Source organism: Microbacterium sp. 20-116 (genome assembly GCF_041079415.1).
Taxonomy (GTDB): Bacteria; Actinomycetota; Actinomycetes; order Actinomycetales; family Microbacteriaceae; genus Microbacterium.
Map to the genome: position 1 here is coordinate 271,934 of NZ_JBFYGP010000003.1, position 23,282 is coordinate 295,215.

17 protein-coding genes are annotated in these 23,282 nt (G+C 70.4%); 10 read left to right on the top strand and 7 right to left on the bottom strand.

The window, feature by feature from the left end; all coding sequences use genetic code 11:
- Nucleotides 1-105: 105 nt before the first annotated feature.
- The 8 genes from AB6V29_RS08670 (at nt 106) to AB6V29_RS08705 (ending at nt 8,518) form a co-directional block, all read left to right on the top strand.
- Nucleotides 106-1,260, top strand: coding sequence for a polysaccharide deacetylase family protein (locus tag AB6V29_RS08670; protein WP_369358058.1), 1,155 nt, complete (start codon nt 106-108; stop codon nt 1,258-1,260).
- Nucleotides 1,261-1,435: 175 nt separating this feature from the next.
- Nucleotides 1,436-2,563 carry a glycosyltransferase family 2 protein gene (locus AB6V29_RS08675; RefSeq protein WP_210072445.1) on the top strand — a complete coding sequence of 376 codons (1,128 nt, stop codon included), beginning with the start codon at nt 1,436-1,438 and terminating at the stop codon, nt 2,561-2,563.
- 41 nt (nt 2,564-2,604) lie between these two features.
- A complete protein-coding gene (locus tag AB6V29_RS08680) occupies nt 2,605-2,862 on the top strand; it encodes a glutaredoxin domain-containing protein (RefSeq protein WP_144783037.1) in 258 nt (85 codons plus the stop codon).
- Nucleotides 2,863-2,872: 10 nt separating this feature from the next.
- A complete protein-coding gene (locus tag AB6V29_RS08685; RefSeq protein ID WP_369358060.1) occupies nt 2,873-3,808 on the top strand; it encodes a hypothetical protein in 936 nt (311 codons plus the stop codon).
- 22 nt (nt 3,809-3,830) lie between these two features.
- A complete protein-coding gene (locus AB6V29_RS08690) occupies nt 3,831-5,084 on the top strand; it encodes a kynureninase (protein ID WP_369358189.1) in 1,254 nt (417 codons plus the stop codon).
- Between the two features lie 62 nt (nt 5,085-5,146).
- Complete coding sequence (locus AB6V29_RS08695; protein ID WP_369358061.1) at nt 5,147-6,895, top strand: cation:proton antiporter; 1,749 nt, start codon at nt 5,147-5,149, stop codon at nt 6,893-6,895.
- Nucleotides 6,896-6,988: 93 nt separating this feature from the next.
- On the top strand, nt 6,989-7,741 hold the full coding sequence (locus AB6V29_RS08700; RefSeq protein ID WP_210072448.1) for an SDR family oxidoreductase: 753 nt from the start codon (nt 6,989-6,991) through the stop codon (nt 7,739-7,741).
- Between the two features lie 300 nt (nt 7,742-8,041).
- Nucleotides 8,042-8,518, top strand: coding sequence for a dehydrogenase (locus tag AB6V29_RS08705; RefSeq protein ID WP_210072449.1), 477 nt, complete (start codon nt 8,042-8,044; stop codon nt 8,516-8,518).
- Between the two features lie 336 nt (nt 8,519-8,854).
- Here the strand turns inward: AB6V29_RS08705 and AB6V29_RS08710 are convergent, their stop codons facing one another.
- The 7 genes from AB6V29_RS08710 to AB6V29_RS08740 all read right to left on the bottom strand — a co-directional run bounded on the left by AB6V29_RS08710 (nt 8,855) and on the right by AB6V29_RS08740 (nt 22,278).
- On the bottom strand, nt 8,855-10,402 hold the full coding sequence (locus AB6V29_RS08710; RefSeq protein ID WP_210072450.1) for a DEAD/DEAH box helicase: 1,548 nt from the start codon (nt 10,400-10,402) through the stop codon (nt 8,855-8,857).
- Between the two features lie 217 nt (nt 10,403-10,619).
- Nucleotides 10,620-11,195 (bottom strand): DNA-3-methyladenine glycosylase I, encoded by a 576-nt coding sequence (locus AB6V29_RS08715; protein WP_267789274.1) that lies wholly within the window; start codon nt 11,193-11,195, stop codon nt 10,620-10,622.
- Nucleotides 11,196-11,292: 97 nt separating this feature from the next.
- On the bottom strand, nt 11,293-13,395 hold the full coding sequence (locus AB6V29_RS08720) for an acyl-CoA dehydrogenase (RefSeq protein ID WP_267789273.1): 2,103 nt from the start codon (nt 13,393-13,395) through the stop codon (nt 11,293-11,295).
- Nucleotides 13,396-13,773: 378 nt separating this feature from the next.
- Nucleotides 13,774-15,813 carry a DNA helicase RecQ gene (gene recQ, locus AB6V29_RS08725; RefSeq protein WP_369358064.1) on the bottom strand — a complete coding sequence of 680 codons (2,040 nt, stop codon included), beginning with the start codon at nt 15,811-15,813 and terminating at the stop codon, nt 13,774-13,776.
- A gap of 95 nt (nt 15,814-15,908) precedes the next feature.
- The gene (eccCa, locus tag AB6V29_RS08730) at nt 15,909-19,913 is read right to left on the bottom strand and encodes a type VII secretion protein EccCa (protein WP_369358066.1); all 4,005 of its coding nucleotides are present in this window, start codon (nt 19,911-19,913) and stop codon (nt 15,909-15,911) included.
- Nucleotides 19,910-20,917, bottom strand: coding sequence for an RDD family protein (locus AB6V29_RS08735; protein ID WP_267789270.1), 1,008 nt, complete (start codon nt 20,915-20,917; stop codon nt 19,910-19,912). The genes eccCa and AB6V29_RS08735 overlap by 4 nt, the downstream gene beginning before the upstream one ends.
- Nucleotides 20,914-22,278, bottom strand: a complete 1,365-nt coding sequence (locus tag AB6V29_RS08740; RefSeq protein ID WP_307314722.1) for a hypothetical protein — start codon at nt 22,276-22,278, stop codon at nt 20,914-20,916. Before AB6V29_RS08740 ends, AB6V29_RS08735 begins: the two co-directional genes overlap by 4 nt.
- A 291-nt stretch (nt 22,279-22,569) precedes the next feature.
- Here AB6V29_RS08740 and AB6V29_RS08745 point away from each other — a divergent pair, with 291 nt between their 5' ends.
- Nucleotides 22,570-22,881 carry a WXG100 family type VII secretion target gene (locus tag AB6V29_RS08745; RefSeq protein WP_055831852.1) on the top strand — a complete coding sequence of 104 codons (312 nt, stop codon included), beginning with the start codon at nt 22,570-22,572 and terminating at the stop codon, nt 22,879-22,881.
- Between the two features lie 38 nt (nt 22,882-22,919).
- Nucleotides 22,920-23,198, top strand: a complete 279-nt coding sequence (locus AB6V29_RS08750; protein WP_103207114.1) for a WXG100 family type VII secretion target — start codon at nt 22,920-22,922, stop codon at nt 23,196-23,198.
- Nucleotides 23,199-23,282: the final 84 nt, after the last annotated feature.

The window sequence follows — 23,282 nt, forward strand, 5'->3', positions numbered from 1 at the left end:
GCCTTCATCATCGCGCGAGCGCCGCGCCGGGCGACGCCTCGTTCACGGAGCGGGCACGCCGCGTCGATAGGATCGCGCCGACTCACCCGTCCGACCCGAGGCACCATGAACACCACCCGAGCCGAGCACCGCCGCCGTGCCTCCCGCCGTCTTCGTCGCAAACGCACGATCAGCGCCGTCATCGCCGTCGCGCTGATCGGAGCCGGCGTCGCCGCCGTCGCCCTGACCCGCATCCCCGAGGCGCCTCCCGTCACCGAGGACACCTCGGCGAGCGCGACGCCCTCGGAAACGCCGACCCCGACGCCCGCACCCCTCACTCCCGCCCAGGCTCTCTTGGCCACCTCGACCGATCCGCAGTCGTGTGCCGTGTCGTTCGCGGGCGACGGGATCGCGCTTGCTCCGCAGTTGCAGACGCAGGGCGTGCGCTACCAGAACCTTCCGATCCCCCGCGCCGACGGGCGCGTCTTCGCCGGGTGGTACGACGCGGCGACCGACGCCACCGCGATGACGCAGAGCGCTCGGCTGAATGGCGCCGACCTCGTCACGTGCACCGACCGGCAGCGGACGCTCCACGCGGGGTGGACGACTCCCGAGGCGAACGCTGCGGAGGCCGCCGGCATCCCGATCCTGATGTATCACCAGTTCACGCGGAATCCGAAGGGCGAAGACAACTGGCTGCGGCTGAACTACGCCTACATCGGCGACTTCGACGCGCAGATGGCGCACATCCAGCAATCGGCGTTCTACCTGCCGACCTGGGATGAGCTGAGCGCCTTCATCGACGGGCAGCTGTACCTCCCGAAGCACTCGGTGATCATCACCGACGACGATGCCGACAGCACCTGGCTCGAGATGGCGGCCCCGATCGTCAACGACCGGAAACTGCTCACCACCTCGTTCGTGATCACCTCGGCGCGTACCGAGGGGACGCCCAATCCCTTCGTCCTCCAGCGCTCGCACACTCACGACATGCATCGCCCCGGCGCCAACGGCAAGGGGCGGATGGTCAACGAAGACGCCGACACGATCGCCGCGGACCTGAACCGGTCGGCTCAGATCCTGGGGGCGAAGGAAGTCGTGGCCTATCCCTTCGGTCACTACAACGACACGACGAAAGAGGGGGTACGTCGTGCGGGCTTCGAACTCGGTCGCACCATCGAACACGGGTACGTGCGCATCGGGACCGATAAACTCGCACTGCCCGTCATCCGGATGAATTACGGAATGACGGTCGACGATCTGAGAAAAGAGATCGGCTGACCCACCGAATATCGGAGGGCACCGCAGAAAATCCCCGCGTCACGGGCCATTTGCTAGGGTCCACCGAGGCGGGCATCCGTGATCTCCCAGGTAAGTGCGCCAGACTTTCAGATCGGGCACGCGCCGGCCGGTCCGCGCTGTTCACTTCCGTCTCACCGAGAAAACGCGAGCATCTATGGACCTTTCCGTCATCGTTCCGACCTTCAACGAGGGTCCGAACGTCGCCGAGCTCGTCCGACGAACGACCCACGCGCTGCTCGGTCGCACCATCGAGATCATCTTCGTCGACGACTCGACCGACGACACCCCCGACATCATCCGGCAGGTCGCGGCTGCAGCCGACATCCCCGTCCGTCTGATCCACCGCGACGATCCGATGGGCGGCCTCGGTGGTGCGGTGGTCGAGGGCATCCGCGCGGCGGAGTCCGAGTTCTGCGTCGTCATGGACGGCGACCTCCAGCACCCGCCCGAGGTCATCGCCGACATGCTCGCGCGCGCCGAGGTCGGCGACGCCGATGTCGTCGTCGCCTCGCGCTACGTCGCCGGCGGCACCTCCGACGGACTCGCCAATGCCGTGCGCACCACGGTCTCGCGCGCATCCACGCTGCTGACCAAGGCGATGTTCCCGCGCAAGCTCAACAACTGCACCGACCCGATGACCGGGTTCTTCCTCGTCGACCGCCGCACGCTCGACATCGAGACGCTGCAGCCGCGCGGCTTCAAGATCCTGCTCGAGATCCTCGCCCGCAAGCAGATGCGCGTCGTCGAGGTCCCGTTCTCGTTCGCACCCCGCTTCGCCGGCGAGTCGAAGGCATCGTTCAGCCAGGGCATGCGCTTCCTGGTGCAGCTGACCATGCTGCGCTTCGGGCGCATGTCGGCCTTCGCCGTGGTCGGCGGCCTCGGCGCCCTGGCCAACCTCGCGATCATGTGGGCGCTTCAGGCGTTCGGCGTGCAATACCTGCTCGCCGCGGTGATCGCGAGCATCGTCACGATCGTCGCGAACTTCATCGCCCTCGAATACCTCGTCTTCGCCGATATGCGGGCTGAATCGGGGCTCATGCGGCACCGCTTCATCAAGTCGTTCACCTTCAACGGCGTCGAGGCGATCATCCGCATCCCCGTGATCTGGGTCCTGGTCAGCCAGGCGCACATGCCCAGCGTCATCGCGGCGGCCCTCACCCTCATCGCCGCCTTCTTCGTGCGCTTCGTCTTCCACGCCCTCGTGGTCTACGCACCCAAGAAGAGCCGTGTCGGCAAGGCCGTGCGTGCCATCGAGCCTCTCGAAGACGAAGTCACCGCCTGACTCGCGGCGCTGCTCGCCGCCCCGCGGCGTACGCTGGAAGCATGTCCTCCGACGCAACCATCCGTATGTTCGGCGCCGACTGGTGCCGTGACTGCATCCGCACGAAGAAGCAGCTCGACGAGCTCGGCATCGACTACGAGTACATCGATCTCGTGGCCGACCCCGCCGCCGCTGACGTCGCCAAAGAGATCTCCGGGCGCACCAGCATCCCCGTGGTCGTCTACCCCGACTCCAGCCACCACGTCGAGCCGTCGAACGCCGACGTCGAGACCAAGCTGCGCGAGCTGTCGCTGATCTGATCGCGCCGGCGTGACACTCTCCGCCGCGTGGCGCGTACGCCGCGCGCTCACCGCCGAGGCGGGAACCGCGTTGCCCGCGTTCGTCGATCACCACGTGCATCTGCACCTGATCGACTCCACCTCGCTGGCTCGGCGGGGGATCGCCGCCGTCGTCGACCTCGGCGGCGATCCCTTCGCACTCGCTCGACGGCCGCAGGGCCTTCCCCGCACCGCGTTCGCCGGGGCGTTCCTCACCGTTCCCGGTGGGTACCCCGACGGCCGGTCCTGGGCTCCCCGGTCGATCGTGAGATTCGTCACCGACGCCTCACGGCATCCGGGGATCGAGGGTGGCGCGCGCACCGCGGTGGACGAGCAGGCGGATGCCGGGGCCTCGGTCATCAAGGTCGCGCTCCATGCCGACGCCGGACCGGTGATCTCCGACGACGCCCTCGCCGCCGTGGTCGCCTCGGCCGCCGAACGGGGTCTGCCCGTCGTCGCGCACGCCCAGGGACCCGGGCAGGTGGACCGCGCGATCGAGGCGGGCGTCTCCGTGCTCGCGCACACGCCTTTCGACGCTCCGGTCGCGCGGCGCACCCTGGCGCGAGCCGTCGCCGCGGGACAGGCCTGGATCTCGACGCTCGACATCCACCGCGGCGCCGACCGTGAGCGCGCGATCGCCAACCTGCGCGCCTTCGCGGCGCGGGGCGGACGCGTGCTGTATGGAACCGACCTGGGCAACGGCTCCCTCCCCGTGGGCGTGAACCGCCGCGAGCTGCTCGCGATGACCGAGGCGGGTGTGCGCGGGGACGCTCTCGTGGCCGCGCTCACCGACCCCTGGCCCCGCACGACCCCCATCGACGCCGTGTCGAGCTTCGTCGCCGGCGACACCCCCACCGACGACGAGGTCGCGACGTGGCTGAGCCGCGCCAGCGTCGTACCGACCGAGGAGCTGACCCGTGTCGACTGACCCCTCCCCCGACTTCGGCTCCGTGGACCCGCTCGAGCCTCCCCACCACAGCTTCCGGGCCGAGGCGCAGCGCCTCGACGCCGCCGACCCCCTGGCACCTCACCGCGACGCGTTCGTCGGCAGCGAGAGCCCGCTGGTCTACTTCGACGGCAACTCGCTGGGTCGCCCGCCCCGCGCCACCGCCGACCGGCTCGCGCGCTTCGTCACCGACGAGTGGGGCGGCCGCCTCATCCGCGGGTGGGATGAAGCGTGGATGGAGCTCCCCTTCGTCATCGGCGATCGGATCGGAGCACTGACGCTGGGCGCGGCATCCGGTCAGACCGTCATCGGCGACTCGACCACCGTGCTGCTGTACAAGATGCTGCGCGCGGCCCTCGACGCGCAGACGGCCCGCGACCCCGAGCGCGTCGAGATCGTCGTCGGGCGCGACGACTTCCCCACCGATCGTTACCTGGTCGAGGGCATCGCCGCCGAGCGGGGAGCGCGTGTGGTCTGGATCGACGTCGACACGACACGGGGAGTGGATGCCGACCGGCTCCGCGCCGCGGTCGGATCCCGTACGGCGGTGGTCCTGCTGAGCCACGTCTCGTACCGTTCGGGCTTCCTCGCCGACGGCGCCGAACTCACCGCGATCGCCCACCGCGCCGGTGCGCTCGTGCTGTGGGACCTCTGCCACTCGGCGGGTTCGGTCCCGGTCGAGCTCGACGCGTGGGGCGCCGATCTCGCGGTCGGCTGCACCTACAAGTACCTCAACGGCGGACCCGGGTCGCCCGCCTTCGCCTACGTCGCCGCGCGTCACCACGCCACGCTGGCCCAGCCCGTGCAGGGGTGGATGGGCGCCGCCGACGTCTTCTCGATGGGCCCGCGATACCTCCCCGCCGAGGGCATGCGCCGCTTCCTCTCGGGCACCCCTCCGGTGCTCGCCATGATCGCGATGCAGGACACCCTCGACCTCCTCGCCGACGCCGGCATCGCGGCGGTACGCGCGAAGTCGGTCGCGCTCACCGAGTTCGCGGTGCGGGTGGCCGATGGCATCCTGAGCCCGCTCGGCGTGCGTCTCGCCTCGCCGCGCGACCCGGCAGAGCGCGGCGGACACGTGACGCTCTCGCACCCCGCGATGCGGGCCGTGACCGCACGCCTGTGGAAGGACGATGTCATCCCCGACTATCGCGACCCGCACGGGCTTCGGATCGGTCTCTCGCCGCTGTCCACGAGCTTCGCCGAAACCCTGGCGGGAATGCAGGCCGTGGCTGCGGCGGTGCGCGCCGAGAGCTGAGTCTCAGCCTGTTGCCATCTCATCGATCGGGGCCGCCACGCACGGACGGCTAGCCTCGGAGGATGATTGATCCCCTCCTCCTCGTCCTCGCCGGGGTGGTGGTCGTCGCTCTCGCCACGGTGATCGGGCCGCGTTTCAACGTCGCCGGGCCTCTCGTCCTGCTCGCCATCGGGGCGGGGGTGAGCCTGCTGCCGTTCGTCGCGCCCTTCTCGGTGAACCCCGAGGTCATCCTCGTCGGAGTGCTTCCGCCGCTGCTGTACTCCGCGGCGGTGCAGGTGCCCGCCATCGAATTCCGCCGCGACTTCGCGCCCATCGCCGGGCTCTCGGTGCTCTTGGTCGTGTTCAGCTCGCTCGTTCTCGGCCTCTTCTTCTGGGCCGTCATCCCGGGTCTCGGCCTCGCCCTCGCCATCGCCCTGGGCGCGATCCTGAGTCCCACGGATGCCGTGGCCACCTCGATCGCCAAGCGCTTGGGCATCTCGCCTCGCGTGGTGACGATGCTCGAGGGCGAGAGCCTGCTCAATGACGCCACGGCGCTCGTCCTCCTGCGCACGGCCGTGGCCGCCGTGGCATCCGGTTTCGCGTTCGGCGACGCCCTCGCCGACTTCGCCTGGGCCGTCCTCATCGCGCTCGTGCTCGGCGCGGTGATCGGGTGGGTGAACCTGCGCGTGCGGGAACGCGTGTCGAACTCCGCGGCGAACACGGCGCTGAGCTTCACGATCCCGTTCCTCGCGTACCTGCCGACCGAGCACCTGGGTGGGTCGGGCCTGGTCGCCGCGGTGGTCGCGGGCATCGTCACGGGTCAGGGGGCCGCACGGCGGTTCACGCCCGAGCAGCGCATCAGCGATCGCCTGAACTGGCGCACCGTCGAGTTGATCCTCGAGGGCGGGGTCTTCCTCGTCTTCGGTCTCGAGCTGAAGGACATCGTCGTCGCCAACCTCCGAGAGCACGAGGGGCTCTGGCACGGAACCTGGTTGGCTCTGTCGGCTCTCGGCATCGTGCTGCTCGTACGCGCGCTCTACGTCGCGGGCCTGATCGGCCTCCAGGCCCGACGCAGCCGCCGCCACGCCCGCCACCAGGACCGGATCGAAGGCGCGCAGGACCGGCTCGATCGTTTCGAACAGGCCTACCGCGAAGCGCCCGAGCAGTTCGGCGAGCGCGGCGCCGACCCCGCCCGGACCGAGCGGCGCATCGGGTGGATGCGCTCGCGCATCTCGCGCACGATGGCCGATCTCGATTACTACCGTGACTCCCCGCTCACCGCGCGCCACGGCGCGGTGATCGTGTGGGCCGGCATGAGGGGCGTCGTGACGCTGGCGGCGGCTCAGACACTGCCGGAGGGCACGACGCAGCGTCCCCTGCTGATCTTCGTCGCGTTCCTCGTGGCGCTGTTCAGCCTGGTGCTGCAGGGGCTGACACTGTCGCCCGTCGTGCGGTCCGTCGGCCTCTCCGGCGACGGCGGCGAGGGCCCCTCGCACGACGAGCAGCGGGCCCTCACGTCGGAGCTCCGAGATGCCGCGAGTGCGGCCGTGCAATCGGGTTCGCTCGCCCGGCGTAACGGCGACCCCTTCCCCGCCGACCTGATCGAGCAGGCCGGCGCGCGTCTCGTGCAGCCACCCGACGACGACGCGACCGTGCGTCGTCGCGACCTGCTCGAACTGCGGCTCGCCTCGATCGAGGCGATGCGCAAGCGGCTGCAGGACGTGAGCCGAGACGGGCGGTTCAGCACCGCGGCCCTGCGTCACGCGCTCGCCGAGCTGGATGCCGATCAGCTGAGCCTCGAGTTGCGCCTCGGCGACGACGACGGCGACTGAGGCGGAATACCGCGCACCCGGGGATCGTTTTCATTCACGCGCATGCGGTCACCGCGAAAGCCGGGGCGACTCGACGGCGAGAGAGAAGCACCCATGAGCAGGTTCACTCGGAAAGTCGCCCTCGTCACCGGCGGAGGAAGCGGAATCGGAGCCGCGATCGCGCGGCAGCTCGGCCGGGAGGGCGCGTCGGTGGTCGTCACCGATATCAACCTGGATGCCGCGGAGCGCGTCGCCCAGGAGATCACCGTCGTCGGAGGTAGCGCCACCGCGTTCGCCCAGAACACCGCGAAATGGCAGGACTCCGAGTCGGCCGTCGAGTTCGCGAAGAAGACCTACGGCGGACTGCACCTCGCCGTGAACAACGCCGGCATCGGCGCCGCTCCCCAGAACATCGGCGACTACGACATCGAGGCCTGGGACCGCGTGCGCGCCGTCGACCTCGACGGTGTTTTCTACGGGCTCCGATTCCAGCTCCCCGCGATCGTGGCCTCCGGGGGCGGAGCGGTCGTGAACATGGCATCCGTGCTGGGTTCCGTGGGCCTCGCCCAGAACGCCGCATACGTCGCGAGCAAGCACGCCCTCGTGGGCCTGACGAAGGTCGCGGCCCTGGAGTACACCGCCCAGGGCGTCCGCACGAACGCCGTCGGCCCCGGCTTCATCGACACCCCTCTCGTGCGTTCGGGGCTCTCGCCCGAGGCGCTGACCCACCTCGAGGGCGAGCACGCGACGGGCCGGCTCGGCACCGACACCGAGGTCGCCGCGCTCACCCTGTTCCTCCTGAGCGACGAGGCCTCGTTCATTTCGGGCAGCTACCACCTCGTCGACGGCGGCTACTCCGCCCACTGAGCCGACCTCGTGCGGGCCCGTCGCGCACGCGGCGGGCCCACCGTGCGTGTTCCGGAGTCCGTGTCCCACTTCGTGCCGCCGGCGGCGGCGGGGCCGCACCTCGTGGGACATGCCGGCGCCAGGAGGTGGATGCGCGTCGCAGGCAGTCGTCCAGGCGAGCCGTGCCCCTTTGCGCCGCCGGGAGGGTGGCAGGGCGCACCCTGCGCGACATGCCGGCGACGGGGAACGGGACATCGCGCCCCGGAGCAGCGGGCGGGACGTTTCGCAGGATCATGCGGCAGAATGAACGCGGAGGTTTCCATGAGCGATCCGATCCCGACGATGCCGTCATCTGCGGATGCCGCCGGGACCAGCCCCGTGCCGCTCGCGCACGCGGCGGCCGAGTGCCCGAAATGCTTCACCGAGCTGCAGAGCGACCGTGATTGGTGGCGTGCGCGGCCCGCGGGCTCACGCCTGGTCGGGCTGGTGGTCTCGCGCCCCGACATGGAGACCGTCAAGCAGCAGCGCGACGACCTCACACGTTTCGGCGTGCCGATCGAGGGCTTCCGTCACCCCGCGCCCGAGACGCTGGAGGGCTGGGCGAACCGGCTCGACCGCTTCTTCGGAACGCTGACCCGCGGCGATGTGCTCGTCGTCGCGAGCATCCACGCGCTCGGGCTGACGCGCGAAGACGAGACCCGCGCGGTCGCCGATCTCCGTCGGCGCGGCGTCATCGTCAAGGTGCTCTCGCACGGCGACCGTCACCTTCACGACGCGACGCTTCCCCCGCGCGGCTGAGGGCCGGCGGGCCGTCGACTCCGGGCCGTCAGGCGGAGTCCGGGCCGAAACGCCGGGCCCGCGGCATCCTGAACCGGTGCGTCGGGACCGCACTCCGCACGACGGCACGCGACCCGTCCCCGACGCCCGCGGCATCCTGAACCGGTGCGTCGGAACCCCACTTCGCACGACGGCACGCGACCCGGCCCCGGCGACCACGGCATCCTGAACCGGCGCGTCGGGACCGCACTCCGCACGACGGCACGCGACCCCGCGCCGGCGACCACGGCACACGACCGTCCGTAGACGCGACGGTGCCCCCGTGAACGAATCCACGGGGGCACCGAGAAGCAGGGGTCAGCCCTGGGCGCGACGGTTGGTGCGGGGGCTGCGTGCTCCCACGACCATGCCCGTCGTCGGGCTGCCGGATGCCGAGCGGCCCGCGCCCTGTGAACGCGAGGCGCCCGCACCGGCACGCTGTCCGCCACCGGCACCCGCACCGCGGCCGGCGCCGGAACGCTGGCCCTGTCCACGGCCGCCCTGGGGCGCGTGACCGGCTGCGGCGGGAGCGTCGGTCGACTGGCCACCGGCACCACGGCCACGACGACGGCGTCCGCCACCGGCGGAGGCGGCATCCCCACCCTGCGCGCGCTCGGCGCGCTTGCGCTGAGCGTTGGCGCCCTGCGAGCGTCCCCCACCCTGCGGCTGAGCGACGACCGGCTCGGGCTTGACGTACGGGGCGACCTCGCCGACGAGGGCGACGACCTCGGGAGAGGTCGGGGTCACCGCGGTGGGCGTGGCCGAGATCTTGGCCTTGCGGAGGATGTCGAGGGTGTCACGACGCTGCTCGGGGAGCATGATCGTGACGACGTCGCCGGCGGTACCGGCGCGCGCCGTACGACCCGAGCGGTGCAGGTACGCCTTGTGCTCGACGGGCGGGTCGACGTGGACGACCAGCTCGACACCGTCGACGTGCACGCCGCGGGCGGCGACGTCGGTGGCGACGAGGACCTTGGCGCGGCCGTCGCCGAAGGCGGCCAGGTTGCGGTCGCGCTGCGGCTGCGAAAGGTTGCCGTGCAGGTCGACCGAGGGGATGCCGGCGGCGGTGAGCGCCTTGGCGAGCTTCTTGGCCTGGTGCTTGGTGCGCATGAAGAGGATGCGACGGGCGGTGCCCGAGGCGAGCGTCTGCACGAGGTCCTTCTTCGCGTCGGCGTCGGCGGGGGCGAAGACGTGGTGGGTCATGGCCGCGACGTGCGAGTGCGCCTCGTCGACCGAGTGCAGGACCTCGTTGCGCAAGAAGCGCTTCACCAGCTTGTCGACGCCGTTGTCGAGCGTCGCCGAGAACAGCAGACGCTGTCCGCCGGCGGGCGTGCGCGACAGCAGGCGCGTGACGCCCGGCAGGAAGCCGAGGTCGGCCATGTGGTCGGCCTCGTCGAGCACGGTGATCTCGACGTCGTCGAGGCTCGCGTGGCCCTGGCCGATGAGGTCTTCGAGGCGACCGGGGCACGCGACGAGGATGTCGACACCGCCGTTGAACGCGTCGACCTGACGCTTCTGGTTGACGCCGCCGTAGACGGTGGTGGTGACCAGGCCATAGGCCGCGGCGAGGGGCTTGATGACCTCGTCGATCTGGTTCGCGAGCTCACGGGTGGGGGCGAGCACGAGCGCGCGGGGCTTGCGGCCACGGCGACGGTCGTTCTTGCCGGCGAGACGCGCGACGAGGGGCAGGGAGAAGGCGAGGGTCTTTCCCGAGCCGGTCTTGCCGCGACCGAGCACATCGCGCCCGGCGAGCGTGTCGGGCAGGGTGTCGGCCTGGATGGGGAACGCGTCGTTCTTGCCCTGCGAGGCGAGAACGTCGACGAGGGGGGCGGGCACGCCGAGGTCGGCGAAAGTCTGGGACGTCATGAATACTCCAGCCGCGGCGCACGCGCGCACGGCGATTCGGGATGCCGCGATGCTGCGGCTGCATGGGCGAAGGCGCCGGGTGGCGCATCCGTTCGCCGTGAAGGTCAAAGGCCCGAGAAGAAGGGGCCGGTGCGTTCGACGACGCTGGGAGCGAAAGCTCCACGTTGCAGTCTACCCGTGCGAGGCGGCCCGGAGCACATCGACCCCGTCGAACCGGTCAGGAGGCGGCGGCGCGCCAGCACCCGGCAACGTGGTCGTCGACCATGCCCGAGGACTGCATGAGCGCGTACATGGTGGTGGGACCGACGAACCGGAAGCCACGACGACGCAGTTCTTTGCTCATCGCGGTCGACTCCGGTGTCACCGCGGGAACCTCGGCGAAGGTCGCCGGCGGCGTGTGCTCCGCGGGTGCGAAGGACCACAGCAGGGCATCGAGCTCGCCCTCCCCCATCCGGGTGACCAGGGCGGCGTTGCCGATCACGGCCTCGATCTTCGCGCGGTTGCGGACGATGCCGGCATCCTGCATCAGACGCTCTATGTCATCGGACCCGAAAGCCGCGACCGCCGCGGGGTCGAAGTCGAGGAAGACCTCGCGGAAGCGCGGGCGTTTGCGAAGGATCGTGATCCAGGCGAGACCCGCCTGAAAGCCCTCGAGGCTCATCTTCTCGAACAGCCTGCGGTCACCGCGCAGGGCAGTGCCCCACTCTTCGTCGTGGTACCGCTGGTACTCGGCATCGGCACCTGCCCACGCGCAGCGAGCGGTGCCGTCGACGCCTATCAGAAGGTCGCTCATCCCCCCAGGCTAGAGCGGAGCTCCGACATCGCTCTGCGCGAGTCGGAGCGCGAAGCGGACGGCGGTGCCCCCCTCTGACCACCGCCCGCCTCGCGCGTCACTTGGCGGGCTTCTTCTCCGGGATCGGAGCGGTGCCCGCGGCCTTCTGCGCGGCGTAGTACGCCGCGGCTTCGTTCTGACGGTCGTTCTCGACACCCGATGCGATGGAGGCGCGGATGTGCTCGGGACCGTAGCCGAAGGCGTCGACGAGGTCCTGCGCATGCGGGCGGAGACGAGCGCAGAGCCGGTCGATGTAGCTCGACACGGCCGCACCCCGCTGTGCCGAGAGGCGCCCGTTGATGAGGTACCAGGCGAGGTGCTTCTCGACGAGCTGGAGGCCGAAGAGATCGCGCAACCAGGTCAGCACCGTGAGGGTGTCACGGTCGGTGATGCGGTTGATGGCGTCGGTGAACGCCTCCCATTGCAGCAACTCACCGTGGGCACGCGCGGCCTCGATCAGCTGCGCCTGGTTCTCGTTGAACAGCGCGGCAGCGTCTTCACGGGAGAGCTTGGATGCCGGGCGCAGACGCCCCGCGATGTCGGCGATCATCTGCTGCACGCGACCGGCGAGCAACTCGTGCTGCTGTTCGGCACGCAGGCCCTTCTCGACGGAGCGGGCGGTCGAACCGAAGTCGCTGACGGCCTGACCGAGCTGGCGCATTCCGGCACCGTGGAAGAGCTTGCCGGCGGTCTGACCGACCGCGAAGGCGGCGAGCTGCTTGGCATCCTTGCCCTTGAACTGCTTCGCGTAATCGGCGAGCAGTCGCTTGCCGACGAGCTGCAGCAGGATGTTGTTGTCGCCCTCGAAAGTGACGTAGATGTCGAGGTCGGCGCGCAGGCCCACGAGACGGTTCTCGAAGAGGAACCCCTGGCCGCCGCACGCTTCGCGAGACTCCTGCAGGGTGTCGAGGGCGTGCCAGGTCGACAACGGCTTGAGAGCGGCGGCGAGCGTCTCGAGGTCTTCGCGATCGGCGTCCGTGTCGAGGCGCCCGCTGAAGACGCCGTCGAACTTCTGCAGGAACTCGTCGTGCGCGAAGATCTCGGCGTAGGTCGTCGCCAGACGCGGCAGGAGCCGACGCTGATGCTTGCCGTAGTCGAGCAGGGTGACCTCGGGGGTGCCGTTGCCCGAGTCGAACTGGCGCCGCTGGTTGCCGTAGGTGACGGCGATGATGAGGCCGATGGCCGAGGCCCACGCGGCGGCCCCGTCGAGCGAGACGCGGCCCTGGACGAGCGTGCCGAGCATGGTGAAGAAGCGACGGCCGGGGCTGGCGATGTCGCTCGAGTACGTTCCGTCGGCGGCGACGTCGCCGTAGCGGTTGAGCAGGTTCGTGCGGGGGACGCGCACCTGGTCGAAGTGCAGGCGCCCGTTGTCGATGCCGTTCAGCCCGCCCTTGAGACCGTCGTCCTCGCCGCCGATACCGGGGAGGAAGTCGCCTTGTTCGTTGCGCAGGGGCACGTAGAAGCAGTGCACGCCGTGGTTGACGCCCTGGGTAATGAGCTGTGCGAACACGGTGGCCGCCTTGCCGTGGAGGGCGGCGTTGCCGAGATAGTCCTTCCACGCCCCGCGGAACGGCGTGTGGATGACGAACTCCTCGGTCTCGGGGTCGTATGTCGCGGTGGTGCCGATCGCCGAGACATCGGATCCGTGACCGGTCTCGGTCATCGCGAAGGCGCCCGGGATCTCGAGGCTCATGATGCCCGGAAGCCACTTGTCGTGGTGCTCGCGGGTACCGAGCTGGAGAACGGCCGAACCGAAGAGACCCCACTGCACGCCGGATTTGATCTGCAGGCTGGGGTCGGCGGCGACGAGCTCCTCGAAGCCCGCGATGTTGGCACCGTTGTTCTCCTCGCCCCCCAGGCGCTTGGGGAACGCACGGTGCACGGCCTTGTTCTGAACGAGCAGGTGCAGCTGGCTGAGCGTGCGCTCGCGGTGCGCGTCCATTCCCAAGCTGTCGTCGCGCCACAGCGCGGGGTCCTTGATCATCTCGCGCGCCTGGCGGCGTGTGTCACCCCAGGTACCGAGCAGGAGGTCGGTGACACGCTCGGTGTCGATGCGGCCTTCGGCCGCTTCGGCGGCGGTGTGCGGCGCGGTGGGCGCGCCTCCGACGGGAGTACGCGTGCTCGTGGCGGGCGTGGTGGGACGGACGGCGGCGTCGGTCATCTTCGGCACCTTTCGACGTTGCAAAGGACGCTTCATACGGTAGGTCTTCCACAACGTGCACCCAAACGACCTGTGAGATGTGCACAACGCCCCCGCCTCCCGTTTCGACGAGTCGTTGTGGGTGGTCAACATTCCCGTGAGCGCGCTGAGCGCGGCGGATGCCGTGGGGCCGGTGCGTACCGCTCGCCCGGGTCGCGCGGTCGAGCCCCCGAGACGGCATCTCGCTGACGAGTCGCTAGCGAGGTGTCGCCGGTTTGTCAGCGAGATGCCGTTTCGCAGTAGCTCGCGGCGGGAGCAGGGTCCGAGCGAAGGCGCGCGACCGCGGCGGGATCCGGGCCGCCGGGTACGGGGCGTCCAGACCACCCGGGCGCGGCGCCGTCAGTTCGCGGCGACCACCGTCAGGATGCCGTCGCCATACGCCTCGCGCTTCTTGGCGCCGATGCCGGTGATCCCGTCGAGGTCGCCCACGGAGCTCGGGCGTGCGGCGGCGATCGCCCGCAGGGTGGCGTCGCCGAACACGATGTACGCGGGGACGCCCTGCTCGCGCGCTCTCTCGGCACGCCACGCGCGCAGCGCCTCGAACAGGTCGCGGTCACCGGCGGCCACGTCGTCGGCGCTGCTTTTGCGTGCGCGACTCGAGCCACCGCCGCCGCCCGTGCGACCGAGGGCATCGCGACGAAGCGGAACCGCGGTCTCACCGCGCAGGACACCGGCGGACGCCTCGCTGAGGGCGAGGGTGCCGTAATCTCCCTGGGCAGCGATGATCCCTCGAGCCAGGAGCTGACGGATGACGCTGCGCCAGTCCTGGTCCGACAGGTCGGCCCCGAGCCCGTAGGTGCTGAGCCGATCGTGTCCCTGCTGGGCGATGCGCTCGGTCTTCGCACCGCGGAGGATGTCGATCAGATGGCCCGCGCCGAAGGCCTGACCACGCTCGCGCTGGAGGCGCACGATCGTCGACAGCAGCTTCTGCGCCGCGACGAGGCCGTCCCACGTGTCGGGCGGGGTGAGACAGGTGTCGCAGTTGCCGCAGGGCTCGGATCGCTGCCCGAAGTAGTCGAGGAGGTTCTGCCGTCGGCATCCGACCGTCTCGCACAGGGCCAGCATCGCGTCGAGGTGCTGCCCGAGCCTCATCTTGTACGAACGGTCGCCGGGCGACTGATCGATCAGGCGGCGCTGCTGCACGACGTCGCCGAGCCCGTAGGCCATCCACACGGTCGACGGGTCGCCGTCGCGGCCGGCGCGACCGGTCTCTTGGTAGTAGCCCTCGACGGACTTGGGCAGATCGATGTGAGCGACGAAGCGCACGTCGGGCTTGTCGATGCCCATGCCGAAGGCGATCGTGGCGACCATGATGACGCCGTCGTCGCGGAGGAACCGTGACTGGTTCGCTGCGCGCACCGAGGCGTCGAGACCCGCGTGATACGGCAGGGCGTCGAGACCTTGCGAGCTGAGGTAGGCCGCCGTCTGCTCGACGCTCTTACGGCTCAGGGCGTAGACGATGCCCGCAGAGCCCTCGGGCTGCGACCGGATGAACTGGACGAGCTGGCGACGCGGATCGACCTTGGCGTCGATGCGGTACTGGATGTTGGGTCGGTCGAAGCTGGCGACGAACCCGCGGGCGTCGCGCAGGCGCAGACGCTCGACGATCTCTTGGGCGGTGGCCGGGGTGGCCGTCGCCGTGAGCGCCATACGCGGGACGTCGGGGAAGCGGTCGGCGAGGTCGCCGAGGGCGAGATAGTCGGGCCGGAAGTCGTGGCCCCACTGCGACACGCAGTGCGCTTCGTCGATGGCGATGACGCTGAGGCGACCGCGAGCGAGAAACGCGAGGGTCTGCGCGCCGTTCAGCCGCTCGGGGGCGACGTAGAGCAGGTCGAGTTCTCCGGCGAGGTAGGCCTGCTCGACGGCCTGCCGCTCGGTGGGCGCCTGTGTCGAGTTGAGATAGCCCGCGCGAACGCCGTTGGCGATCAGGGCCTCTACCTGGTCGTGCATGAGCGCGATCAGCGGGCTGACCACGAGGCCGGTGCCCGGCCGCACGAGCGCGGGCACCTGGTACGTGACGCTCTTGCCGCCGCCGGTCGGCATGAGCACGACGGCGTCTCCGCCGCCGACCACGTGCTGCACGATCTCGGCCTGGTCGCCGCGGAAGGCGTCGTACCCGTAGACCTCGTGCAGGACCTCGCGCGGGTCGCGACCCGTGAAGTCGCGGACGGCGGGGAGCTCTCGTGCGGTGCCGGTGACCGCGGCGGCACGAGCGAATGACGACGACGGGTCGACGGGCGGCGGCGGCGCGTCGAAGTCCTCGGGAGGTGCGAACTGGTCGGGGTCCCAATCGGCCCCGGCATAGGGATCTTCGGGGAGGTCGTACGGCTCGGGCGGCGCGTCGGCGTACGACTCGGATGCGGCGCCGGGATAACTCACCCCCCAACGGTAACCCGGGCCACCGACACGCACACCGCCCCGGCATCCATCGGGGGATGCCGGGGCGGGAATAGCTCCTGGGGAGGAACGACGGATCAGTGTGACGGCGGGGAGAACACCAGCTGGGAGGCGAGCAGTCCCTGCTCGCGGCTGACGATCTGGGCACGGCCGGGCGCCGCCCGCTCCGGCTTCACGCGGCCGATGAGCGCCCCCTCTTCCGGGTTGCCGCCGAGCAGGATGCCGGTGACGCCCAGGTCGGTGAAGCGCTGGATGATCGGATCGTACGCGGCACGGCTCGCCCCACCCGACCGCCGGGTCAGGATGACGTGCAGCCCCAGGTCGCCTGCCTGTGCCAGCAGCGGCTGCAGCACCGCGATCGGGTTGCCCTGACTGGTGGCGACCAGGTCGTAGTCGTCGATGAGGATGAAGCCCTCGGCGCCCTTCCACCAGCTGCGCTCGCGCAGCTGGGTCGGCGTGACGTCGGGCCCGGGGATGCGCGTCGCGAAGTACTGCGACAGGTCGTTCATGCCGCCCGTGGCCAGGTCGTGAGAGGTCAGGTACGCGCCGAGGTACTCGTCGGGGATCTCGCCGAGCAGAGCGCGCCGGTAGTCGACGACGAAGATCTTCGCCTCGGCCGAGGTGTACAGCCGCTGGATCTCTTTGGCCACACCGCGCAGGAACGACGACTTGCCCATCCCCGAGTCGCCGTAGACGAAGAGGTGCGGCTCCACGCGCGGGTCGATCCCGAAGGGCGACAGCTGCGCCTCCTCGATACCGAGGAGCATGCGACGATCCCCCGGTTCGGCGAGAGCGCGCACCTCGTCGAGCGAGATGTTCTCGGGCAGCAGACGAAGCTTGGGACCCGGCTCCCCGTGCCAGGCGTTCGTGATCTTGCCGATCATGTCGGCGACGCCGTCCGCGATGGTCGAGGGGTCGTCCGACCCGTCGATGCGAGGGACCGAGGTGAGCATCTGCAGCTTCGACGTGGCGAGCCCGCGGCCCGGTTGCCCCACCGGCACGTTGGCCGCCTGCTTGCGGTCGACGTCGGAGTCCGTGGGATCTCCCAAGCGCAGCTCGAGGCGCGTCTGGATGAGGTCCTTCAGGTTGGCGCGGATCTCGAGCCACCGGTTCGCGGTGACGACGACGTGCACGCCGAAGCTCAGGCCGCGCGCGGCGATGGTCTGCACGCGCGCTTCGAGCGGTTCGAACTCCGACCGCAGCGTCGACCACCCGTCGATGATGAGGAAGACGTCGCCGAAGCCGTCGTCGAGACGCCGCTCGCGCCGACGCGAGCGGTAGGTCTCGATCGAGTCGACCGCATTGCGGCGGAAGTACTGCTCGCGCGCATCGAGCACGGCCTCGACCTCGGCGATCGCACGGCGGACGGCCTCGGGCTCGGTGCGGGTGGCCACACCGGAGATGTGCGGGTGCTGCTGCATGGCGGTGAAGCCACCGCCGCCGAAGTCGAGCACGAAGAACTGGAACTCCTGCGGGGTTCCCGTCAGCGCCAGGGCCGAGACGAGCGTGCGCGCGAGGGTCGACTTCCCGCTCAGCGGCGAACCGACGATCGCGACGTGACCGGCCGCACCTCCGAGCGACACCGTGAGGTGGTCGCGGCGCTGCTCGAGCGGGATGTCGACGACACCGATCGGCACCGTGAGGGCGCCGGCGTCGCGCCAGCGTCGCGAGACGAGACCGAGGGCGGGGTCCTCCGCGAGGTCGGGCATGAGCTCGTCGAGCGGGGCGGGGTCCGCGAGCGGCGGGAGCCACACCTGGTGCGCCTCGGGACCGCGGTCCTTCATGCGGTCGACGGCGATCTGAAAGGTCGAACGCTTGTCGGTCGCCGGGGTCGCGATGGCTGCGGGGCTGGCATCCGTCGTCTCTTCGACCGGGTCGTCGTCGGGCTGGGCGAGAGCGGTAAAGACCTCGACGCGTGCGGGCCCCGTCGCCTCCGACTCGGGGTCGTCGATGTTCAGACGGGCGTTGCCCTTCGGCCGCCCGGAGACGTACGCCGCGCGGAACTGCACGAGGTTCTCGGTGTCGCTCTTGAGGAAGCCGACGCCGGGCTCCTGCGGCAGCGTGTACGCATCGGGGGTGCCGATGATCGTGCGCGATTCGGCGGCCGAGAAGGTGCGCAGACCGATCCGGTACGACAGGTACGTGTCGAGACCGCGCAACTTGCCCTCTTCGAGACGCTGGGATGCCAGCAGCAGGTGGACGTGCAGCGATCGACCCACGCGACCGATGTTGAGGAAGCTGTCGACGAACTCGGGCTTGGCCGTCAGCAGCTCGGAGAACTCGTCGACGACGACGAGGAGGGCCGGAAGGGGAGCGAGGTCGGACCGACCGCCCAAACGCGCGGTTTCGTACTCGCCGACGTTCGCGAAGTTGCCCGCGGCGCGCAGCAGCTCCTGCCGCCGCACCACCTCGCCCTGGAGGGCGTCCTGGAAGCGGTCGACGAGAGCCAGCTCGCTGCCGAGGTTGGTGATGACCGCCGACACGTGCGGCATCTCGGCCATACCGGCGAAGGTCGCACCACCCTTGAAGTCGACGAGCACGAAGTTGAGCTGTTCGGGAGAGTGCGTCATGGCGAGGGCCAGCACGAGCGTGCGCAGCACCTCGGACTTTCCCGATCCGGTCGCGCCGACCATCACGCCGTGCGGGCCCATGCCCTGCGACGCGGACTCCTTCAGGTCGAGGACGAGGGGCGCGCCCGAGGGCTCCTGGCCGATCGGCACGCGCAGGCGGTCGCGCTCGAGACGGCGGGTCCACGCCTGGTCGAAGTTCACCGTCCGCACATCGGGCAGGCCGAGGAGCTCGGTGAGCTCCAGCTGACCCTGCGTGGTCGGCGCATCGACGACGACCACGGGCGCCGGCCGCAGCGGCATGAGCCGTCGGGCGGTGGCCTCGGCCTCGGCGACGGTCATGGCATCCGGGATGAAGGTCTGGGCCCGACCCGCTCCGTCGATGAACTCGGCGGGAACAGAGACGGGCTTCTTCTCGGCGCGGCGGCCTCGCGCGACCACGGGTGCTTCGGCGAGCGCGACACGGGCAACGTGGGGGTCGTCGAGTTCGTCCCAACGCGTGGGGAGGTCGATCACGGTGACACCCTGCGCACCCTCGAGCCCGACGAGCGGGCTGTTCGTGGGGGTCTCGACGCCGTCGACGATCAGCACCACGTGCGGTGTCACCCCGCCACCGGGCGTGAATCGCGGACGTGTGGAGAGCTGCGGCGGCAGCATGTCGACGAGTTCGTCGAGGGATGCCGAGATCATGCGCGCGGGCCCGAGCCGGTCCTGCACGCGCGAGGACATCGCGTGCGGGAGCCACTTCGCCCAGTCCCACGCGGGCATCTGCGCGGGACCGGCGAGGATCGCGATGATGACGTCCTCGGGGTCGTGCAGAGTGGCCGCGGAGGCCACGAGCGAGCGAGCCAGGCTGCGGACCGCGTCTTCGTCGGAGCCCACGAGCTCGATGCGCGAGTAGTCGCCGAGGGGGAAGCCCAGCGGCAGGTCGCGCTGCATCTCGTGCGTGAGCATGAAGCGGTGCGCGGCCGAGGCGGCGACCGGGTCGAGCTGGGCCAGCGGCGGGAGCTCGGGCGCCTCGAGCGTGAGGCTGAGCGGCTGGTCGGTCACACCGATGCGGGCGAGGAGGAACGTCTCGTCGCCGGGCTGGCGCTCCCAGACGCGCGAGCGCTCTTCGGCGATGAAGGGCAGAGCGGCCGGAGCCGGCATGATCCACCCACCGTGACGGCGCTGCTTGCGGGCGGCGACGCGCACGGTGTCGCGCAGGTCGGAGAGGTAGGCGAGATACTCGCGCCGGTTGCCGAGCACCTGCGCGTTGCGCTGGGCGCGCTGACGCCATCCGTTCACCGCGACGAAGCCGAGCGACGACAGCAGGAACATGCCGCCGATGAGAAAGCCCGTCGGCCCGCTGTTCGAGATGGTCACCATCACGATGGCGCCCACACTGCCGAGCATCGGCAGGAGGGAGGTCAGGATGCCGCTGCCGCCCTCGTTCGGGACGAGCTCGGGCGGCGGCTGGAGCACGATCCGCCCGTTGGGCAGGGACGGCGGGGCGATGCGCGGACCCGTGCTCACACCGGACCTCCGATCAGACGACTCAGGGTGAAGACGCGTTCGCTGAGGCGCACGCGGGTGCCCTCCTCGAGCAGGGTGCGCGAACCGGGGCGGAGAACGTGGACGGTGCCGTCGTCGTCGATCAGCTCGGATCCGTTGGTGGACCCCGCGTCGGTGACCCACGCCGTCTCGCCGTCGTGCTCGAGGCGCAGGTGCGTTTTCGAGATGAGGCGGTCGGGATCGTCGACCGAGATGAGCACGTCGTTCGGCTGATCGGCCACGGGGGCGCGACCGAAGTTCACGGCCGCAGGCAGGTCGAACTGCTCGCGCTGCCCCGTGTCGAAGACGACGAGCAGTTGCGCACGGCCGACACCCGGGGTTCGCGCCGGAGCACTCGGCGTCGGGGCGGCGGGCTCGGGGGTGATGGTCGCGGGCCGCTCACCCGCGACGCTGGGCGCCTCGATCGCGACGATGGGGGCGTCCCAGGCCGGCGCGAGAGGCAGGGCCGCCGCCGAGGCGTCCATCCGCAGGGGCTCGCGGGAAGCGCCGGTGCGTTGCACCGTCGGCTCCGACAGGGCGCGGGGCTCATCGGCATCCGGAGCCTGTCTTCCGCGGGGAACGGACAGCAGAACGGTTCCCGCGGCACGATCGGCCCAGGAACGCCGACGGCCCGATCTGTCGAACGCCGCCGAGGCCACGACGACCCAGGCGCCGGCCAGCAGCACGAAGCCGCCGAGCACCACGAGAAGGCCGCGGACGAAGGCCCGCCCGGCGCCCGGGACGACGGGCTCCTCGACGCGCGCGGTGCGCAGACCGAAGAGCAGGGCGCCGGGGGTGAGGCCGCGTCGCGCCTGCAGGATCCACAGGCCGAGTAACGCCTCGGCGGCGACCGCCGCGCCCAACACGGGAGATGCCAGGAGGGATGCCACGACCGAGACGATGACCACGAGGGCCGCGTCGACGCTGAAGGCTCCGATGCGCACCCCCACCGTCGCGGGCGCGCCGAATGGCGTCAGCTGCGTCATGTCGCCATCATCGCACGCGCGATCTCCACCGCTCCGGCGGCGAGCATGCCCGCCGGAAGAGACAGGGCCGTGGCCAGCGCCTCGAAGATGTCGCCGGTGCGAGACCAGCCGAGAGAACGCAGGCCGCGACCCACCGGGACGACCAACAGGGAAGACCCGAGACCGACCAGCAGAAGGATGCCGGCGAAGACGACGAGCATGTCGGAGGACACCCTCGGCAACAACGCCATCAGCACGGCGACCACCACGGCGGCAGCCCCCAGACGTTCCACCCAGCGCAGGAACGGCACGGTGCTGCGACGCGAGCTGAGCAAGAGAGCGAGGACGACCGTGGCGGCGAGCCCGATGCGCCCGCCGAGCACGACCGGGTTGTCGGTGTCGAAGGTCGGCAGCGCGGTGAAGGCACTGGCAGCCCCGGCGGCGATCAGGAGCACCACGCCGATCGTGAGGCGGGCCGTGGAGCGCTCGACCAGCGCGTCGGCGTCGTCGGCTTCGATCGTGCGCACCTCGTCGGGGAGGTTCTGCCGCACCGTCCACCGCGTGCTCTGGAAGCGGCCGTAGTCGATGAAGGTACCCGGGGCCACGTCGACGAGGCTCGACTGCAGCACGCGTTGCGCGACCGGCACGAGGCCGAGAGTCACGGCCGCCGGCGCCGATGGATCGAGGTGCATCAGCAGCGAGAGGCCCCACACGGCGGCGAGCACCGCGAGGACGATCGTCGCGGTACGGCTCTGCGCGCGCAGCGTCTCGGTGGCCCCGAGCACGCCGATGACTCCGGCGACGACGGCGGCGGCGAGCAGCCCCGTGAAGACCGCGACGAGGGGGGCGGCGGCAGGAAGGCCCGGGACGACGGCGACCCCGCCGCCGAACGCCAACGCGATGACGCCCACGACGGGGGCGAGGATCGCCGTTCGCGAGCGAGCGCGCAGGGCGAAGACGGCGCCCGCGACGAGAGCCGCGAGAAGGGCCAGCATCGCAACGGGCACGCGCACCGAGGGGGACAGACCGTCACCGCCGACCAGACGAAGCAGGGCCAGGATGCCGCCTCCCGCCGCGAGCACCCACCATACGGCCGAGACACGCCTGGCGTTCGGCGCCGCGGCGGCGCGAGCGACGGCGTCGGGCAACGAGGCGCCGGGGTCGACGAGGACGAGGATGACGCCGTCGTCGAGCGAGGTCATCACGGTCGCCCGGTCGATCTCGCGGCCGGAGATGCCCACCACGCGAGTGCCGTGCGCGGTGTCGGAACCGGCGGCGCGCAGCACGTCGTCGACGCGGGCTCGCAACGGAACCACCAGATCGAAGCGGGAATCACCGTCGATCAACGCGACGCGTCGCCCCTGCATCACTTCCGCGCTCAACGGTCCCCCTCGTTCTCGCGCCCTCCGGCCCACGGGCCGCAACCGCACCAGCGTATCCGTCTCGCGCGGGCCCGTGTTGCCCTTTCCGCGGTTCACCGGGGATAAAGATGAGAGTTTTGTCATCTTTCAAATTGCGCAAGAGGCTTGAACCGGGGGGCCGGTTTACGTATGTTCGAAGTCCGGTGGGGGGCTCCGGTTCCTCCGCCGACGCCGTGTGCGGGTCCTCTATTCCCGTGCGCGTAACCGATCCGCAACGCCCGGGCGCGCCCGGAGGAACATCGAGGAGACACAGTGGCAGATCTCATCGCAGCCCAGGAGGGTGCGCTTCGTCGAGGGGCCGAAGCGGTCAACACCGCCAAGTCGGGCATCGACGAGCAGGTGCGCAAGGTTCGCACCGAACTCGACCAGGTGGCCGGCTTCTGGACCGGCGCAGCCGCCGGTTCGTACACGCAGCTCATGCAGCGTTGGAACGAAGAGACCACCAAGCTCAACAACGTGCTCGTCACGCTCGAGGACGCCCTCCGCGGCACCGAGCGCGACCAGGCCGCGTCGGAAGAGTCGCACCAGCAGACCATCGGCAACCTGGGCTCCCTGCTCGGCTGACCCCGCTCGACACGAAAGAAGGAACTCTCATGCAGTCCATGTCCGTTCGTCCCGAGCAGGTCATCGCGCTCTCGGGTCAGATCCGCAACGGTGCCTCCGGCATCCGCACCCGCCTCGACGAGCTCGAGTCGCAGGTCAACGCCCTCCGCTCCTCGTGGGATGGTGACGCCCAGACCGCGTACGACCAGGCCCAGGCCCAGTGGACCCAGTCCATCACGCGTCTGAACGAACTCCTGCAGCAGATCGCCGGCAAGACCGACGAGATCGCTCAGGGCTACACCTCGACCGACAAGTCCGCCGCCGGCCGCTTCGTCTGAGTCGTCTCGAGCCGGCGGTCGCTGAGGCGGCCGCCGGCTCTTGCGGCCCGTGAGGGCCGCCGCAAGTTTTCCGCGCGGCAACAT

Coding starts and splice junctions, on each gene's coding strand:
- AB6V29_RS08670 (WP_369358058.1), top strand. CDS start 106: ATGAACACCACCCGAGCCGAGCACCGCCGCCGTGCCTCCCGCCGTCTT.
- AB6V29_RS08675 (WP_210072445.1), top strand. CDS start 1,436: ATGGACCTTTCCGTCATCGTTCCGACCTTCAACGAGGGTCCGAACGTC.
- AB6V29_RS08680 (WP_144783037.1), top strand. CDS start 2,605: ATGTCCTCCGACGCAACCATCCGTATGTTCGGCGCCGACTGGTGCCGT.
- AB6V29_RS08695 (WP_369358061.1), top strand. CDS start 5,147: ATGATTGATCCCCTCCTCCTCGTCCTCGCCGGGGTGGTGGTCGTCGCT.
- AB6V29_RS08700 (WP_210072448.1), top strand. CDS start 6,989: ATGAGCAGGTTCACTCGGAAAGTCGCCCTCGTCACCGGCGGAGGAAGC.
- AB6V29_RS08705 (WP_210072449.1), top strand. CDS start 8,042: ATGAGCGATCCGATCCCGACGATGCCGTCATCTGCGGATGCCGCCGGG.
- AB6V29_RS08710 (WP_210072450.1), bottom strand. CDS start 10,402: ATGACGTCCCAGACTTTCGCCGACCTCGGCGTGCCCGCCCCCCTCGTC.
- AB6V29_RS08715 (WP_267789274.1), bottom strand. CDS start 11,195: ATGAGCGACCTTCTGATAGGCGTCGACGGCACCGCTCGCTGCGCGTGG.
- AB6V29_RS08720 (WP_267789273.1), bottom strand. CDS start 13,395: ATGACCGACGCCGCCGTCCGTCCCACCACGCCCGCCACGAGCACGCGT.
- AB6V29_RS08735 (WP_267789270.1), bottom strand. CDS start 20,917: ATGACGCAGCTGACGCCATTCGGCGCGCCCGCGACGGTGGGGGTGCGC.
- AB6V29_RS08750 (WP_103207114.1), top strand. CDS start 22,920: ATGTCCGTTCGTCCCGAGCAGGTCATCGCGCTCTCGGGTCAGATCCGC.